15 protein-coding genes and 4 tRNA genes are annotated in these 16,559 nt (G+C 56.5%); 13 read left to right on the top strand and 6 right to left on the bottom strand.

Annotated features, from left to right (window positions below):
* The 11 genes from rffC to KW828_RS08530 all read left to right on the top strand — a co-directional run bounded on the left by rffC (nt 1) and on the right by KW828_RS08530 (nt 8,361).
* Nucleotides 1-672 (top strand): dTDP-4-amino-4,6-dideoxy-D-galactose acyltransferase, encoded by a 672-nt coding sequence (gene rffC, locus KW828_RS08580; RefSeq protein ID WP_371316110.1) that lies wholly within the window; start codon nt 1-3, stop codon nt 670-672.
* Nucleotides 673-676: 4 nt separating this feature from the next.
* Nucleotides 677-1,807 (top strand): dTDP-4-amino-4,6-dideoxygalactose transaminase, encoded by a 1,131-nt coding sequence (gene rffA, locus KW828_RS08575; protein WP_218336091.1) that lies wholly within the window; start codon nt 677-679, stop codon nt 1,805-1,807.
* Between the two features lies 1 nt (nt 1,808).
* Nucleotides 1,809-3,059, top strand: coding sequence for a lipid III flippase WzxE (wzxE, locus tag KW828_RS08570; protein ID WP_218335987.1), 1,251 nt, complete (start codon nt 1,809-1,811; stop codon nt 3,057-3,059).
* Nucleotides 3,056-4,135 carry a TDP-N-acetylfucosamine:lipid II N-acetylfucosaminyltransferase gene (locus KW828_RS08565; RefSeq protein ID WP_218335986.1) on the top strand — a complete coding sequence of 360 codons (1,080 nt, stop codon included), beginning with the start codon at nt 3,056-3,058 and terminating at the stop codon, nt 4,133-4,135. The genes wzxE and KW828_RS08565 overlap by 4 nt, the downstream gene beginning before the upstream one ends.
* Entirely contained in the window at nt 4,132-5,484 is a 1,353-nt protein-coding gene (gene wzyE, locus KW828_RS08560; RefSeq protein WP_218335985.1) for an ECA oligosaccharide polymerase, read from the top strand. Before KW828_RS08565 ends, wzyE begins: the two co-directional genes overlap by 4 nt.
* Before the next feature lie 11 nt (nt 5,485-5,495).
* Nucleotides 5,496-6,236, top strand: coding sequence for a lipopolysaccharide N-acetylmannosaminouronosyltransferase (gene wecG, locus KW828_RS08555; RefSeq protein WP_218335984.1), 741 nt, complete (start codon nt 5,496-5,498; stop codon nt 6,234-6,236).
* 184 nt (nt 6,237-6,420) lie between these two features.
* Nucleotides 6,421-7,806 (top strand): amino acid permease, encoded by a 1,386-nt coding sequence (locus KW828_RS08550; protein WP_218335983.1) that lies wholly within the window; start codon nt 6,421-6,423, stop codon nt 7,804-7,806.
* A gap of 112 nt (nt 7,807-7,918) precedes the next feature.
* Nucleotides 7,919-7,995, top strand: a tRNA-Arg gene (locus KW828_RS08545).
* Nucleotides 7,996-8,060: 65 nt separating this feature from the next.
* Nucleotides 8,061-8,136, top strand: a tRNA-His gene (locus KW828_RS08540).
* Nucleotides 8,137-8,161: 25 nt separating this feature from the next.
* Nucleotides 8,162-8,247: transfer RNA gene (locus KW828_RS08535), tRNA-Leu, on the top strand.
* Between the two features lie 37 nt (nt 8,248-8,284).
* Nucleotides 8,285-8,361, top strand: a tRNA-Pro gene (locus KW828_RS08530).
* A gap of 161 nt (nt 8,362-8,522) precedes the next feature.
* Here the strand turns inward: KW828_RS08530 and KW828_RS22120 are convergent.
* From KW828_RS22120 to hemC, 5 genes are all read right to left on the bottom strand, one after another.
* Nucleotides 8,523-8,681 (bottom strand): DUF1540 domain-containing protein, encoded by a 159-nt coding sequence (locus KW828_RS22120; RefSeq protein WP_371316099.1) that lies wholly within the window; start codon nt 8,679-8,681, stop codon nt 8,523-8,525.
* A gap of 250 nt (nt 8,682-8,931) precedes the next feature.
* The gene (hemY, locus tag KW828_RS08525) at nt 8,932-10,128 is read right to left on the bottom strand and encodes a protoheme IX biogenesis protein HemY (protein WP_218335982.1); all 1,197 of its coding nucleotides are present in this window, start codon (nt 10,126-10,128) and stop codon (nt 8,932-8,934) included.
* A 2-nt stretch (nt 10,129-10,130) separates the two neighbouring features.
* Nucleotides 10,131-11,297, bottom strand: coding sequence for a uroporphyrinogen-III C-methyltransferase (gene hemX, locus KW828_RS08520; RefSeq protein ID WP_218335981.1), 1,167 nt, complete (start codon nt 11,295-11,297; stop codon nt 10,131-10,133).
* Between the two features lie 21 nt (nt 11,298-11,318).
* Nucleotides 11,319-12,059 (bottom strand): uroporphyrinogen-III synthase, encoded by a 741-nt coding sequence (hemD, locus tag KW828_RS08515; RefSeq protein WP_218335980.1) that lies wholly within the window; start codon nt 12,057-12,059, stop codon nt 11,319-11,321.
* Nucleotides 12,056-12,997: a hydroxymethylbilane synthase gene (hemC, locus tag KW828_RS08510; protein ID WP_218335979.1), complete on the bottom strand. Its 942-nt coding sequence runs from the start codon at nt 12,995-12,997 to the stop codon at nt 12,056-12,058. The genes hemD and hemC overlap by 4 nt, the downstream gene beginning before the upstream one ends.
* Before the next feature lie 338 nt (nt 12,998-13,335).
* Between hemC and cyaA the strand changes: the two genes are divergently transcribed.
* Nucleotides 13,336-15,873 (top strand): class I adenylate cyclase, encoded by a 2,538-nt coding sequence (gene cyaA, locus KW828_RS08505; protein ID WP_218335978.1) that lies wholly within the window; start codon nt 13,336-13,338, stop codon nt 15,871-15,873.
* Here cyaA and cyaY read toward each other — a convergent pair.
* A complete protein-coding gene (cyaY, locus tag KW828_RS08500) occupies nt 15,870-16,190 on the bottom strand; it encodes an iron donor protein CyaY (RefSeq protein ID WP_218335977.1) in 321 nt (106 codons plus the stop codon). The genes cyaA and cyaY overlap by 4 nt on opposite strands.
* Before the next feature lie 135 nt (nt 16,191-16,325).
* Between cyaY and KW828_RS08495 the strand changes: the two genes are divergently transcribed.
* The gene (locus tag KW828_RS08495) at nt 16,326-16,529 is read left to right on the top strand and encodes a lipoprotein (RefSeq protein WP_072571099.1); all 204 of its coding nucleotides are present in this window, start codon (nt 16,326-16,328) and stop codon (nt 16,527-16,529) included.
* Nucleotides 16,530-16,559 lie beyond the last annotated feature (30 nt).

The raw sequence follows: 16,559 nt of genomic DNA, 5'->3' as shown, positions 1-16,559 counted from the left end.
CTGTATGGCTCGCTGGAATCCCTTAGCTGGGAAAACCAGTTTTTTGGCCTTAACAGTGCCATTGTGCGGTTGAGCGACAGCGGCCCGGTAATTACCGGGGCGGAGCTGGACGCCTGGTCGCGGGTGCAGGTCAAAGTGCCTGCCAGCGATACGGCCCGGCTGGACGCGCTGCAACAGCATGGTTTTCAGCTCGTGGAAGGGGAAGTGGATCTCGCGCTCACCCTCTCCGTGCCGGTTGCCGATCCGCAGGCACAGGTCGCCGCAATGAAAGACATTCCGCGGCTGCGTGAACTGGCGGCGCAGGCGTTCGCGCAAAGTCGTTTTCGCGCGCCCTGGTATCCGCCGGACGCCAGCGGGCGTTTTTACGCCCAATGGATTGAAAACGCCGTCAAAGGCGAGTTTGATCACCAGTGCCTGATATTTCGCGCCCCTGATGGCGACATCCGCGCGTTTGTCTCCCTGCGCCAGCTCAATGACCACGAGGCGCGTATCGGCCTGCTGGCCGGGCGCGGCGCGGGTGAAGTCCTGATGCAGGCGGCGTCATACTGGGCGCAGACGCGCAAACTGACAACGCTACGTGTGGCGACCCAGGTCGGGAATACCGCCGCGCTTAAACGTTACATTCAAAGCGGTGCGAATGTGGAAAGCACCGCCTACTGGTTATACAGGTGACATGATGATCCCTTTTAACGCACCCCCCGTAGTAGGCAGTGAACTTGAATACATGCAGTCGGCCATGGGAAGCGGCAAACTGTGTGGCGATGGCGGCTTTACCCGCCGCTGTCAGCAATGGATGGAACAACGCTTTGGCAGCGCGAAAGTGCTGTTAACGCCGTCCTGCACTGCGTCGCTGGAAATGGCCGCTCTGCTGCTGGATATTCAGCCCGGCGATGAAGTCATCATGCCGAGCTATACCTTCGTTTCTACCGCCAATGCCTTTGTGCTGCGCGGCGCGAAAATCGTTTTTGTTGATATTCGCCCGGACACCATGAACATTGATGAGTCGCGCATCGAAGCGGCGATCACCGAAAAAACGCGCGTCATTGTGCCGGTACACTACGCGGGCGTGGCCTGCGAGATGGACACCATCATGGCGCTGGCGCAGCAGTACAACCTGTTTGTGGTGGAAGACGCCGCGCAGGGCGTGATGTCGACCTATAAGGGCCGCGCGCTGGGCACTATCGGCCATATCGGCTGCTTTAGCTTCCACGAAACCAAAAACTACACTGCCGGTGGTGAAGGCGGCGCGACGCTGATCAACGACCGCGCGCTGATTGAGCGTGCCGAAGTGATCCGCGAAAAAGGCACTAACCGCAGCCAGTTCTTCCGTGGTCAGGTGGATAAGTACACCTGGCGCGACATTGGCTCCAGCTATCTGATGGCCGATTTGCAGGCCGCCTATCTGTGGGCGCAGCTGGAAGCGGCGGATCGTATCAACCAGCAGCGCCTGTCGCTGTGGCAGACCTATTTCGACGCGCTCTCCCCGCTGGCCCGCGCCGGTCGCATTGAACTGCCAACGGTTCCGGCGGATTGCAGCCACAACGCGCACATGTTCTACATCAAACTGCGCGATGAAGCTGACCGCAGCAAACTGATCGCTTTCCTGAAAGAGGCGGAAATCCTCGCGGTGTTCCATTACATTCCGCTGCACTCCAGCCCGGCGGGTGAACAGTTTGGTGAGTTCCACGGCGAAGACCGTTACACCACGCAGGAAAGTGAGCGTTTGCTTCGCCTGCCGCTGTTCTACAATCTGGCACCGGTCAATCAACGTACGGTTATCAGCACCCTGCTGAGCTATTTTAACTAAGATGTCGCTGGCTAAAGCTTCGGTGTGGACCGCCGCGTCCACGCTGGTCAAGATTGGCGCGGGATTGCTGGTGGTCAAACTGCTCGCCGTGGCCTTTGGCCCCTCGGGCGTCGGCCAGGCGGGTAACTTCCGTCAGCTGGTGACCGTGCTCGGCGTCCTCGCCGGGGCGGGTATTTTCAACGGCGTCACTAAGCTGGTGGCGCAATACCATGATGAGCCTGCGCAGCTGCGTCATGTGGTCGGCACCTCGTCTGCGATGGTGCTGGGCTTCTCGACGCTGCTGGCGCTGGTTTTCCTGCTGGCGGCAGCGCCGATCAGTCAGGGGTTGTTTGGTCATACGCATTTCCAGGGGCTGGTGCAACTGGTGGCGCTGGTGCAGATGGGCATCGCCTGGGCAAATTTCCTGCTGGCGGTGATGAAAGGCTTTCGTGATGCGGCAGGAAACGCGCTGGCGCTGATTTGCGGCAGTATCGTGGGCGTGGTGGCCTATTACGTCTGCTTCCGCTTCGGCGGCTATCAGGGCGCATTACTGGGGCTGGCGCTGGTGCCGGCGCTGGTCGTGATCCCGGCGACCATTCTGCTTATCCGGCGGAAAACTATCCCGCTGGGTTATCTGAAGCCGCAGTGGGATAAGCTGTTCGCCGGGCAACTGGCAAAATTTACCCTGATGGCGCTCATCACGTCCGTCACCCTGCCGGTGGCCTATGTGATGATGCGAAACATGCTCGCGGCGCACTACAGCTGGGACGACGTGGGGATCTGGCAGGGGGTCAGCAGTATTTCTGACGCCTATCTGCAATTTATTACCGCCTCGTTCAGCGTGTATCTGTTGCCGACGCTCTCGCGGCTGACCACGAAACAGGACATTACGCGGGAGATCGCCAAGTCGCTGAAGTTTGTATTACCGGCGGTGGCGGCGGCGAGTTTCACCGTCTGGTTGCTGCGTGATGTCGCCATCTGGCTGCTGTTCTCAGACAAATTTACTGCCATGCGTGACCTCTTTGCCTGGCAACTGGTGGGCGATGTACTGAAAGTGGGCGCTTACGTTTTCGGCTATCTGGTGATCGCCCGCGCTTCGCTTACGTTTTATATTCTGGCGGAAATCAGCCAGTTTGCCCTGCTCACCGGTTTTTCCCGCCTCCTGATCCCGACACACGGGGCCGCAGGCGCAGCGCAGGCCTACATGGCTACCTATATTGTTTATTTCGCCATCTGTTGTGGCGTGTTTTTACTCTGGCGTAAAAGGGTATGACTGCACTCATTCACGTACTGGGATCGAATATCCCACACCATAATCAAACCGTGCTGCGGTTTTTTAACGATCACCTGGCCTCCACGGGTGAGCACGCGCGCGACTTTATGATCGCCGGACCAGATGACGGGTACAGCGCAGCTTTTCCCGCGCTGCGGCTGCGTTTCTTTGGCGATAAAAAATCACTGGCGCAGGCGGTCGTGGCGCAGGCGAAAGCCGATCGCGGGCAGCGTTTCTTCTTTCACGGCCAGTTCAATACCGACCTGTGGCTGGCGCTGCTGCGCGGGGCGATCAAGCCGCACCAGTTCAACTGGCATGCCTGGGGCGCGGATCTGTATGAAGTGTCGCAGAGCCTCAAGTTTCGCCTGTTTTATCCGCTGCGCCGGCTGGCTCAGTCGCGTGTCGGCTGTATTTTTGCCACGCGCGGCGATCTGCAATTTTTTGCCCGTCGTCATCCGCAGGTACGCGGCGAGCTGCTCTACTTCCCGACCCGTATGGATCCGTCGCTCAACATTATGGCCCCGCCCGTGCGTACCGAAGGCAAACTGACGCTGCTGGTGGGCAACTCCGGCGATCCCAGCAATGAACATATCGCTGCGCTGAAGGCTATTCATCAGCAGTTTGGCGATACGGTGAACGTCATTGTGCCGATGGGGTACCCGGCGAATAACGACGCGTATATCGCGCAGGTCCGCCAGGCGGGGGAAGCGCTGTTCAGCCCGCAGCATTTGCGGATCCTCAACGAGAAAATGGAATTCGCGGCGTACCTGGATTTACTACGCCAGTGCGATCTGGGCTATTTTATTTTTGCCCGTCAGCAGGGGATCGGCACGCTCTGTCTGCTGATCCAGGCGGGCGTGCCGTGCGTACTGAATCGCGAAAACCCGTTCTGGCAGGATATGGTGGAGCAACACATTCCGGTGCTGTTTACCAATGATGCGCTGAACGAGGCGGTAGTCCGTGAGGCGCAGCGTCAGCTGGCGGCGGTGGATAAAAACGCGATTACGTTCTTTAGCCCCAATTATCTGACGCCCTGGCATCAGGCGCTGCGTATCGCGGCGGGAGAGGTGGCATGAGTCAGCTTGAGTTCTGCGGATTACTGGTTATCTGGCTGCTGGCCTCGCTGTTTATCGGCACGCTGACGTGGTTTGAATTCCGCCGCGTGCGCTTTAACTTCAACGTTTTCTTCTCGCTGCTGTTTTTACTGACCTTCTTCTTTGGCTTCCCGCTCACCAGCGTGCTGGTCTTCCGCTTCGATGTGGGCGTCGCGCCGCCGGGGATTATGATGCAAAGCCTGCTGGCCGCGGCCTGTTTCTACGCCATCTATTATGTGACCTATAAAACGCGTTTGCGCCCGGTGGGGCAGGAACGCGAACGCCGTCCGCTGTTTACCATAAACCGCGTAGAGGCACATCTGACATGGGTGATGCTGATGGGCATCGCGCTGGTGAGCGTCGGCATTTTCTTTATGCACAACGGCTTTTTGCTGTTCCGCCTGCATTCGTACAGCCAGATCTTCTCCAGCGAAGTGTCCGGCGTGGCGCTCAAGCGCTTCTTCTACTTCTTTATTCCGGCGATGCTGGTGGTCTATTTTCTGCGTCAGGACGGGCGGGCGTGGCTGTTTTTCCTCGTCAGCACCGTGGCCTTTGGGCTGCTCACTTACATGATTGTCGGCGGCACACGCGCCAATATCATTATCGCCTTCGCCATCTTTTTGTTTATCGGTATCATTCGCGGCTGGATCTCGCTGTGGATGCTGGTAGCGGCAGGGGCGCTCGGGATTGTCGGCATGTTCTGGCTGGCGCTTAAGCGTTACGGGCTGAACGTCAGCGGCGATGAAGCTTTTTATACCTTCCTTTACCTGACGCGTGACACCTTCTCGCCGTGGGAAAACCTGTCGCTGCTGCTGCAAAATTACGACAAAATCGAGTTCCAGGGGCTGGCGCCCATCGTGCGCGATTTCTACGTGTTTATCCCGACCTGGCTGTGGCCAGACCGGCCAGGCATCGTACTGAATACCGCAAACTACTTTACCTGGGAAGTGCTGAACAACCATTCCGGGCTGGCTATCTCGCCCACGCTGATTGGCTCGCTGGTGGTGATGGGCGGCATAGGGTTTATTCCGCTTGGCGCCGTGGTGGTGGGGATGATCATCAAATGGTTCGACTGGTTGTATCAGCTGGGGAACCGGGAAACCAACCGTTATAAAGCCGCCATTTTGCACAGTTTCTGTTTCGGGGCCATTTTCAACATGATCGTGCTGGCAAGGGAAGGGCTGGACTCGTTTGTCTCGCGGGTGGTCTTTTTCCTCGTCGTCTTTGGGGCATGTCTGGTGCTGGCCAAACTGTTGTACTGGCTGTTTGACAGCGCGGGGCTGATCCATGCCCGGGCGATGCGCGCCCACAAAACCCTTTCACAGGTCTGATAAGGAACACCATGACTGACACAACCGACGCGCCGCTGTATACCCTGCGCGGGCTGAAGCTGATTGGCTGGCGGAATATGCAACACGCGCTGGATCACCTCTATGCCGGGGGATCGCTCAAGCAGGGCACGCTGGTGGCGATTAACGCCGAGAAAATGCTGGCAGTGGAAAACGACCCGCAGGTACGGGCGCTGATTGAAGCGGCAGAATATAAGTATGCCGACGGTATCAGCGTGGTGCGTTCTATTCGCAAAAAGTATCCGCAGGCAAAAGTCGAACGCGTGGCCGGCGCAGATTTGTGGGAAGAGTTAATGGCGCGCGCCGGCAAAGAGGGCACCCCGGTCTTTCTGGTGGGCGGCAAGCCGGACGTGCTGGCGCAAACGCAGGAAAAGCTGCGCGCGCAGTGGCAGGTGAATATCGTCGGCAGCCAGGACGGTTATTTCAGTGCGGAGCAACGTCAGGCGCTGTTTGAGCGTATCCGCGACAGCGGGGCGAAGATTGTCACTGTGGCGATGGGCTCACCGCGCCAGGAGATCCTGATGCGCGATTGCCGCGAGGTGCATCCGCATGCCCTGTATATGGGCGTTGGCGGTACCTATGACGTCTTCACTGGCCATGTGAAGCGTGCGCCAAAAGTGTGGCAGCACATGGGACTGGAGTGGCTCTACCGCCTGTTATCGCAACCGAGCCGCCTTACCCGTCAGTTGAAACTGCTGCGTTACCTGGCCTGGCACTATCGCGGCCAGCTATGATCCCCCGGCAGCGCGCCGATGTGTTGCGCTGCCTGCTTTTTTATTGAGCAATACATATGTTTTTTTTATACATCATTTGCCATTTCCCCCGAATTAAGAAACCATTCGCCCACCCAATGCGTTGCATTGAGGCATAACAATAACCCGCACCGCCGGGAACAGTAGCAGACACAACAGAGGATTTATGGCCGAGAACAAACCGGAGCTTCAGCGTGGGCTGGAAGCTCGTCATATCGAACTTATTGCCCTTGGAGGCACAATAGGCGTTGGCCTGTTTATGGGCGCGGCAAGCACCCTGAAATGGGCCGGACCCTCAGTATTACTGGCCTACATTATTGCCGGACTGTTCGTCTTCTTCATCATGCGCTCCATGGGCGAAATGTTATTCCTGGAGCCGGTGGCCGGTTCCTTTGCCGTCTACGCGCACCGCTACATGAGCCCGTTTTTCGGCTATCTCACCGCCTGGTCATACTGGTTTATGTGGATGGCGGTGGGCATCTCTGAGATCACCGCCATTGGCGTGTACGTGCAGTTCTGGTTCCCGGAGATGGCGCAGTGGATCCCGGCACTTATCGCCGTCGGGCTGGTGGCCATGGCGAACCTCGCGGCGGTTCGTCTGTACGGCGAAATTGAGTTCTGGTTTGCGATGATCAAAGTCACCACCATCATTGTGATGATTGTGGTGGGCCTGGGCGTGATTTTCTTCGGCTTTGGCCATGGCGGTCATGCTATTGGCTTTGGCAACCTGACGGAGCATGGCGGTTTCTTCGCGGGCGGCTGGAAAGGCTTCCTGACGGCACTGTGTATCGTGGTGGCGTCCTATCAGGGTGTGGAGCTGATTGGCATCACGGCTGGCGAAGCGAAAAACCCGCAGGTCACCCTGCGCAGCGCGGTAGGCAAAGTGCTGTGGCGCATTTTGATTTTCTATGTGGGCGCGATTTTCGTCATCGTGACTATCTTCCCGTGGAATGAAATTGGCAGCAACGGCAGCCCGTTCGTGCTGACCTTTGCGAAAATCGGTATTACGGCCGCGGCCGGGATCATTAACTTTGTGGTACTGACGGCGGCGCTTTCCGGCTGTAACAGCGGCATGTACAGCTGTGGACGTATGCTGTATGCCCTGGCGAAGAACCGTCAACTGCCGGCGGCGGTGGCGAAAGTCTCGCGTAACGGCGTACCGGTGGCGGGTGTTGCGATCTCTATCGTCATTCTGCTGATTGGCTCGTGCCTGAACTACATTATCCCTAACCCACAGCGCGTGTTTGTGTATGTCTATAGCGCCAGCGTATTGCCGGGTATGGTGCCGTGGTTTGTGATCCTGATAAGCCAGCTGCGTTTCCGTAAGGCGCATAAAGCGGCGATTGCCACACATCCGTTCCGCTCGGTGCTGTTCCCGTGGGCAAACTACGCCACCATGGCGTTCCTGATTTGCGTACTGATTGGCATGGGCTTTAACGAGGACACCCGTATGTCGCTGTTTGTGGGCATCATCTTCCTCGCTGCTGTGACGGTGGTTTACAAGGTTTTAGGCCTCAATCATCATGTTCAACGGGAGAAGCTGGGGAAATAAGCAGCAAAATGCGCAAAGCATAACCAAACGCGCATTTTCTCGAGATTTCTTTTAAAAAGCACTAGACAGGTACGCCCGAAGCCCGTACTATCCACCCCCGCAACGGCGCTAAGCGCCCGTAGCTCAGCTGGATAGAGCGCTGCCCTCCGGAGGCAGAGGTCTCAGGTTCGAATCCTGTCGGGCGCACCATTTACCCGGTGCTGGAGCTGCGGTGGCCTGTGAAAGTAGCAGGGCCGCGTGAAAGAATATCAGTGGTGGCTATAGCTCAGTTGGTAGAGCCCTGGATTGTGATTCCAGTTGTCGTGGGTTCGAGTCCCATTAGCCACCCCATTAGTTACAAAGAGTACCGTGGAATGCGAAGGTGGCGGAATTGGTAGACGCGCTAGCTTCAGGTGTTAGTGTCCTTAGGATGTGGGGGTTCGAGTCCCCCCCCTCGCACCACAAATTGATTTAACTAAAAAGTCAAAAAGCAGTATTTCGGCGAGTAGCGCAGCTTGGTAGCGCAACTGGTTTGGGACCAGTGGGTCGGAGGTTCGAATCCTCTCTCGCCGACCAATTTTGAACCCCGCTTCGGCGGGGTTTTTTGTTTTCTGCTCTTCCTCATGCTGTTATCTCTTCTTTTCCTTGTTGTTTCCTGCTTGTTGCTTTCTGGCGACGTGACGACGGTAAGCTGTCGCGAATTGGAGACAGCTATTTCACTGTTTTATAAAGATATTTTAAAATCTGATGATATGTGTCGCCCAATGGCGACAATTTTTCTGCCTGACATCACAAATTCGCGAGCCTTCATCCGCGTAACGTGATGAAAATTCAAAAATCTTAATAGAACTGGCACTACAAGATTTAGTGGTAAAAAATTGGCACGAGTTATGCAATAATATAAGCGTAGATGCTCATTCCACCTCTTATGTTCGCCTCAGGGCCTCATAAACTCAGGAATGACGCAGAGCCATTTAATGGTGCTTATCGTCCACAGACAGATGTCGCTTCGGCCTCATCAAACACCATGGACATAACGTTGAGTGAAGCACCGAATTGTTGTCACACAGACCTGTTAATGCCCGTTCTGGTTTCAGAACGGGCATTTTTTTATGCCCTCTCCCGGTGGGAGAGGGGAACGGGAATTTACTGCGGGGGATTGTTTTGCAGGGTCAACAACAAGCCGTCGCGACGCATGGTGGCGGCTTCTTCAGGCTGATGCAGACGATCCAGCGTATCGGCAAGCCAGGCGTAATCAAACGCATCCGGACGCTGTTTCAGCGCGGCGCGGAACGCGAGGCTGGCTTCTTTCCATTCGCCGTGTTTCAACAGCGACTGACCCAGCGTACTCCACAGGATCGGACGATCGCCCTGGGTTTTGATCTGCTGGCGCAGCACTTTTTCAACCTGCTCAGGGTTGTTAGTTTTCAGACGCGGGAGCACCATTACCAGCCGCTCGTCATACTGACGTTTCAGGCCGTCGAGCAGGATCTGCTGGGCGGTGTCATGATCGTCACATTCGATTAAATGCTCCGCCATCGCCACCTGTAGCGCCACCTGTTGCCGTGTTTTACGGCTCTGGTTCTTCCACCACGCCTTCAGGCCATCGCTGCCCTGATCGGCACGCGCCTGATCCATCAACCCAATCCATGCCTGCTGTGCAAGCGCATCGCGATGGGCTTCATCAGCGACGCCCGCTTTGGCCATAGACGGCAGAATATCGAGCAGTGAACCCCAGGCGCCGGTACGGATATACGCTTGCTCGGCCAGACGCAGCACTTCCGGATGACGCGGGGTGATTTCCAGCAGTCTGTCGACACCGTGGCGCGCCGCATGGTTTTCATTGCGCGCCAGTTGCAGGCGAACGCGGGTGATTTCCACCGGGATCTGATCGTTATCCGCCAGCTCCGATGCCCGCTCCAGGTGCTGATTGGCGCGCGCTTCGTCGCCACGCTGCTGGGCCGCTTCTGCGGCGAGCAGGTAGTTCACCACCGGCTGTTCAGCGTGATCGGCATTTTTCGACATCAGCTTTTCAACCTGCTGATAATCGCCTTCCGCCAGCTTGAGCAGCGCCTGTTCGGTCTGTTTACGGGCACGGCGACGTTTACGTCCGGCGAACCAGCCCCGCGTGTGCGCCCCGGTACGCATAATGCGACGTAAGATCCACTCGATCACAAACAGCACGACCATGGCGAGGATCAGAATGATCACAAGGCCGGTCACGCTGGTTTCGATATTGTAATTATCCGTCTGGATCAGCACATACCCCTGATGACCCGCGACCATCGGCCCCAGCACGATCCCGGCTAACAGCAATGCAAAGAGTAATAATACTTTTAACATGATTATTCTCCCTGCCGCGCAGCGGCAGGCGCGTCTTGCGCAGCCTCACCCGCGGCCGCGCCCGGCTGTGCCAGCAGATTCCGCACGCGGGTCTGCATCAGTTTTTCGAGGATCGGCTGGCTTTGCAGTGACTCCGGCACGTTCATGGTGATGCTTTGCTGGCTCAGCTTATCAATATCGTCCAGGAAGGCTTTGGTGCTGGCATCGTCGGTATCGTAATACGCGCGTACCCAACTGGAGACGTTATCCAGCGCCTGTTTGTAGGTTTCTTCCTGATGACGCGGCACCGCTTGTGCGGCCACCAGCAGGCGCGAGCGAATATTTTCGCGCAGGTAGATATCCTGGTTCGGTGCCAGCAGGGGGACAGCTGTTTCATCGCGACGGCGCACGGTAATAAAGCTGTCCATAAAGTTCTGCCAGCTTTTTTGCAGATTGACGCGCCACTCGCTGATGGAGCTGGACAGCTCGCTGCTGTCGGAATCCATCGGGGAATCGTCGTCGTTGTTGTCCGCCAGACGCAGGTTATCGATCTGGTTCGACAGCTGGTTCACTTTGAGGATGATGCCGTCGTAATCCACCTGCGCCACTCCGGAAAGGCTGGCGATGTCATCGGTAATGGCGCGACGGGCGGTGATGAGGCTCGGATCGTTCATGTCAGCCAGGCTGGCGTCAGCGCTTTTCAGCAGCGCAGCAGCGGTGGTGACGTCCTGATCGCTCCACAGCTTCCGACCGGCCAGTTTGACGAGGAAATCCGCCTGCGCCAGCAGCCAGGTTTTGGCGTCGGTGCCGGATATGGTCGCCACTTTTTGCTGTACGTCCTCAAGCTGTTTCGCCAGCGTCGCCTGCTGGCGCTGAGCGTCTTCCAGCTGTGAAGCCTGCTGCTTAATGATGCCTTCGAACTGAGTCTTTTGGGTTTCCTGCGCTTTTTGCAGGGCAGAGATCTGATTGACCAGCGCATCGCTGGTTTCGGATTGTGTGGCGTTCTGCTGTTTCACCCATCCATACAGGCCAACCCCGGCCGCCAGCGCGATGGCAATCGCAATGGCGCTAATCACAAGGCTGGTCTTATTGGCGCGTTCATGTTTTGGCGCTTTTTCTGGCTGTGGACGGGTGTCCACCGCCTCCCTGGTTTCATCGACCACGGCGGAGTCGTTCTGTTGTTCCGTCATTATGGCTTCCCATTATGAAAGTTATTGTAATGCGCGAAGCAGCGCATCGTTGTCTGCATTATCAGCGACCTTAATGTCCTGCCAGCCCAGTTCCCGGGCGAGGTGCGCCAGACGTTCGCTGACCACAATCAGGCGGCAGCGAAGTAACCAGTTTTCACGATACCAGGCGGGGATCAGCGCGAAAAGCTGCTGAAGCATCTCGCCGCTGGTGATCACAATGTCCGTGACTCCGCGAGACTGCCAGCGCATCGCCTGTTCCGCCCCATCGTAAGACTTTTCACAGCGTTGATAACATTCAAAAAATTCGACATCAGCTCCGCGCGACGCCAGCGTATCCCCGAGTAGTTCTCGTCCGCCATTGCCGCGCATTATTACCGCGCGTTTGCCTGCAATATTTTGTAATTCAGGTAATTGTAGCAACACTTCGCTGATTTCCCGATCCGAAGGATAGCGCACGTTGCGACTGCTGGCGGTATGTAATGCCAGCGCCGTGGTGCGGCCGATAGCGAAATAGTGCGGTGCAGAAGGCCAGCGCAGGCCACGTTTACGTAAATGCGCGCTGGCAAAGGTGACGGCATGCTGTGAAGCGGCAAAGATCATGTCGTTCGCCGTCAACGCGGCAAACACGTCCGGCAGTTGCGAAAGCTCCCGTCCGGGGGTGAATTCAATCAGCGGGAAGCTCCAGGCCACCTGGCCCTGTGCGCACAAGCGGCTCACAAGTTCTTCCCCGGCAGGGGATGGGCGGGTGACCAGAATACTCATGCGGGTGCTTCTCCTTTATAGACCTCGGTCAGGATCTCGCGCGCGCCATTAGCCAGTAGTTCCTCGGCAAGCGAAATGCCCAGCTGTTCTGCCTCTTCAGGCTTACCGCGTCGTTCGCCGCGGATCATCACGGTGCCGTCCGGTGCGCCGACCAGCGCGCGCAGCCAGATTTCACCGTCCACTAATTCAGCATAGCTGCCAATCGGCACCTGACAGCCGCCTTCCAGTCGCGTATTCATCGCACGCTCGGCTTTTACGCGCAGCGCAGTATCGGCGTGATTGAGCGGGGCCAGCAGAGCATGGGTGCGGGTATCATCCAGACGGCACTCAATACCGACTGCACCCTGACCCACAGCAGGCAGCGACAGCTCAGGCGGCAGGGCCATGCGGATGCGATCCTCCAGCTCCAGACGCTTAAGACCGGCAACCGCCAGGATAATGGCGTCATAGTCGCCCTTATCGAGCTTGCCAAGACGGGTGCCGACGTTACCGCGCAGCGAGCGAATTTCCAGATCCGGGCGACGCTCCGCCAACTGACATTGACGGCGTAAACTTGACGTGCCAACGATGCTGCCAGCAGGCAGGGCATCCAGGCTGTCATAGTTATTGGAGACAAACGCATCGCGCGGATCTTCACGCTCGCAAATGGTGACGAGGCCCAGCCCCTTCGGAAACTCGACCGGCACATCTTTCATTGAGTGGACGGCCAGATCGGCACGATGTTCAATCAACGCCATTTCTAGCTCTTTGACAAACAATCCCTTTCCGCCCACTTTCGCCAGCGGGGTATCAAGGATCACATCGCCGCGCGTCACTAAGGGCACCAGCTCAACGGTCAGGCCCGGATGACACGCCATCAGGCGCTGCTTAACATAGTGTGCCTGCCAGAGCGCAAGGGGGCTTTGGCGTGTGGCAATTCTTAAAACATTGTCTAACATGCTTGTTACCGTCATTATCTTCCGCTGACCATCCTAACATTGTTGCCATAGGGTGTCAGGTTTCACGGAGGATTGCGGGAAAGAGGGACGTAGCCGTATTTGGGAATTTACACGTAATGATTGATGCTACACTTGTATGTAGTGCATCTTTCTTTACGGTCAATCGGCAAGGTGTTAAATTGATCACGTTTTAGACCATTTTTTCGACTGTACTCCTAAAAATACAAGGGCGAAAAAGTGGCGACGGGTAATTTTGAAATACTGAAATCTGAACAGTTCGGTGACGGGAAGGCCATCGCAACCGCAACCGGGAAGGTTTAAACATCAGGCGATACGTCTTGTACCTCTATATTGAGACTCTGAAACAGAGACTGGATGCCATAAACCAACTGCGTGTCGATCGCGCACTGGCTGCTATGGGCCCTGCTTTCCAGCAGGTTTACAGTCTGCTGCCTACATTGCTGCATTACCACCATCCGCTGATGCCGGGTTACCTTGAAGGTAACGTTCCCAGTGGTATTTGCCTCTACACGCCTGATGAAACCCAACTTCACTATCTGAACGAACTCGATTTGCCGCCGCAGGACACTCCGCCGGAAGGCGAATTGCCAATCACTGGCGTCTACTCCATGGGCAGTACCTCGTCGGTAGGACAAAGCTGTTCTTCGGATTTGGACATTTGGGTTTGCCACCAGTCGTGGCTCGATAACGACGAGCGCCAGCTCCTGCAGCGCAAATGCAGCCTGCTCGAAAGCTGGGCCGCGTCCCTTGGTGTGGAAGTCAGCTTCTTCCTGATCGATGAAAACCGCTTCCGCCACAACGAAAGCGGCAGCCTCGGCGGCGAAGACTGCGGCTCCACGCAGCATATTTTGCTGCTCGACGAATTCTATCGCACCGCTGTGCGTCTGGCCGGGAAACGTATTCTGTGGAATATGGTGCCGGGTAACGAAGAAGATCATTACGACGATTACGTGATGTCGCTTTACGCGCAGGGCGTGCTGACGCCGAACGAATGGCTGGATCTGGGCGGCTTAAGCTCCCTGTCTGCCGAAGAGTACTTCGGGGCCAGCCTGTGGCAGCTGTATAAAAGTATCGATTCCCCATATAAAGCAGTGCTGAAAACGCTGCTGCTGGAAGCCTATTCCTGGGAATACCCGAACACTCGCCTGCTGGCGAAAGACATCAAACAGCGTCTGCACGACGGCGAGATCGTCTCTTTTGGTCTCGATCACTACTGCATGATGCTGGAGCGCGTAACCGCCTATCTGACGGCGATCGAAGACACCACCCGTCTCGATTTGGTACGCCGCTGCTTCTACTTAAAAGTGTGCGAAAAACTGAGCCGCGAACGCGCCTGCGTGGGCTGGCGTCGTGAAGTGATCAGTTCGCTGGTGAAAGAGTGGGGCTGGGACGATGAACGTCTTGCCATGCTCGACAACCGCGCTAACTGGAAAATCGAGCAGGTTCGTGAAGCGCACAACGAACTGCTGGATGCGATGATGCAAACCTATCGCAACCTGATCCGTTTCGCCCGCCGCAATAATTTAAGCGTTTCCGCCAGTCCACAGGACATCGGCGTGTTGACGCGTAAGTTGTACGCTGCTTTTGAAGCGTTGCCTGGCAAAGTGACGCTGGTCAACCCACAGATTTCGCCGGATCTCTCTGAGCCGAACCTGACCTTTATTCATGTGCCGGCGGGCCGCGCTAACCGCGCTGGCTGGTATCTCTACAACCGTGCGCCGAACATGGACGCCATCATCAGCCATCAGCCGCTGGAATATAACCGCTACCTGAATAAGCTGGTGGCCTGGGCGTGGTTTAACGGGCTGCTGACTTCACGCACTCGTCTGTTCATTAAAGGCAACGGCGTGGCAGATCTGGCGAAGCTCCAGGAAATGGTGGCTGACGTGTCGCACCACTTCCCGTTGCGTTTACCCGCACCGACCCCGAAAGCGCTCTACAGCCCGTGTGAAATTCGCCATCTGGCGATTATCGTCAACCTGGAATACGACCCGACGGCGGCCTTCCGCAATCAGGTGGTGCATTTTGATTTCCGTAAGCTGGATGTGTTCAGCTTCGGTGAACAGCAAAACTGTCTGGTGGGCAGTGTCGATCTGCTCTATCGCAACTCGTGGAATGAAGTGCGTACCCTGCACTTCAACGGCGAACAGGCGATGATCGAAGCGCTGAAAACCATTCTCGGCAAAATGCATCAGGACGCCGCGCCGCCGGACAGCGTCGAAGTGTTCTGTTACAGCCAGCACCTGCGTGGGCTGATCCGTACCCGTGTCCAGCAACTGGTGTCCGAGTGTATTGAATTACGCCTGTCCAGCACCCGTCAGGAAACCGGGCGTTTCAAAGCGCTGCGTGTGGCGGGACAAACCTGGGGGCTGTTCTTCGAACGTCTGAATGTATCGGTGCAGAAGCTGGAAAATGCCATCGAGTTTTACGGTGCCATTTCTCATAACAAGCTGCATGGACTGTCCGTGCAGGTCGAGACGAATCACGTCAAACTGCCGTCGGTAGTCGATGGTTTTGCCAGCGAAGGGATTATTCAGTTCTTCTTCGAGGCGTCGGCAGACAACAACGGCTTTACGATCTACATCCTCGATGAGAGCAACCGCGCAGAGGTGTATCACCACTGTGAAGGCAGCACCGAGGAGTTGGTGCGCGACGTCAGCCGCTTCTACTCCTCGTCGCACGATCGCTTTACCTACGGCTCCAGCTTTATCAACTTCAACCTGCCGCAGTTCTATCAGATTGTGCAGGTGGACGGGCGTGCGCAGGTGATCCCGTACCGCAGTCAGACGATCAGCGTCGTCCCTCCGGCTAATCAGGATGACGACGCCCCGCTGTTACAGCAGTATTTCTCTTAACGGAAGCTGACCGCTTCACCCGCTTGCTGCGTGGCGGCCTGCTCCAGCAGATCCCAGAAGCGCTCGCCGCTGCGATCGCAAATCCACTCATCGCCCTTCAAATCAAAATGGTAGCCGCCCTGTTTGGTCGCCAGCCATACCTGATGCAGCGGCTCCTGACGGTTGATAATGATTTTGCTGCCGTTTTCGAACGTCAGGGTCAGCACGCCACCGTTGATTTCGCAGTCAATATCGCCGTCGCCGTCCCACGCATCCAGACGGGTTTCAATGGTCTGCCACAGGTTGTCGGCCAGGCGATGGAATTCTGAATCGTTCATTTTTTTTCCTTTTTTTCGTGATGCCGCGAGTATAACGCGAAACAATTCCCAATGCAGGGGGTGCGCAAACTCTTGCTTTTGCGGCTTCTCCTGCGATGATAGAAACAGCAAGCATGAACTTACAGGCAAACCATAATGAAGAATGTGTTCCGAACGCTTTTTGTTTTCGTCGCGTTGTGCAGTCTGGCCGGCTGTGGTCTGAAAGGCCCGCTCTATTTTCCGCCAGCCGATAAATCCGCACCGCCGCCGACGAAAAAAGTAGAAAGTACCGAGCAAGAACTGACGCCGACGCGTAACGATCGTGGCAACAATGACGGCCCTACTCAGGTGAATTACTAACAGATTTTATTCTGTAACCGCGGGAATGGA

The organism is Enterobacter sp. ENT03 (genome assembly GCF_019218745.1).
Taxonomy (GTDB): Bacteria; Pseudomonadota; Gammaproteobacteria; order Enterobacterales; family Enterobacteriaceae; genus Enterobacter_D.
The sequence above is the reverse complement of the archived record's forward strand: the minus strand, read 5'-3'. Positions and strand labels throughout refer to the sequence as shown.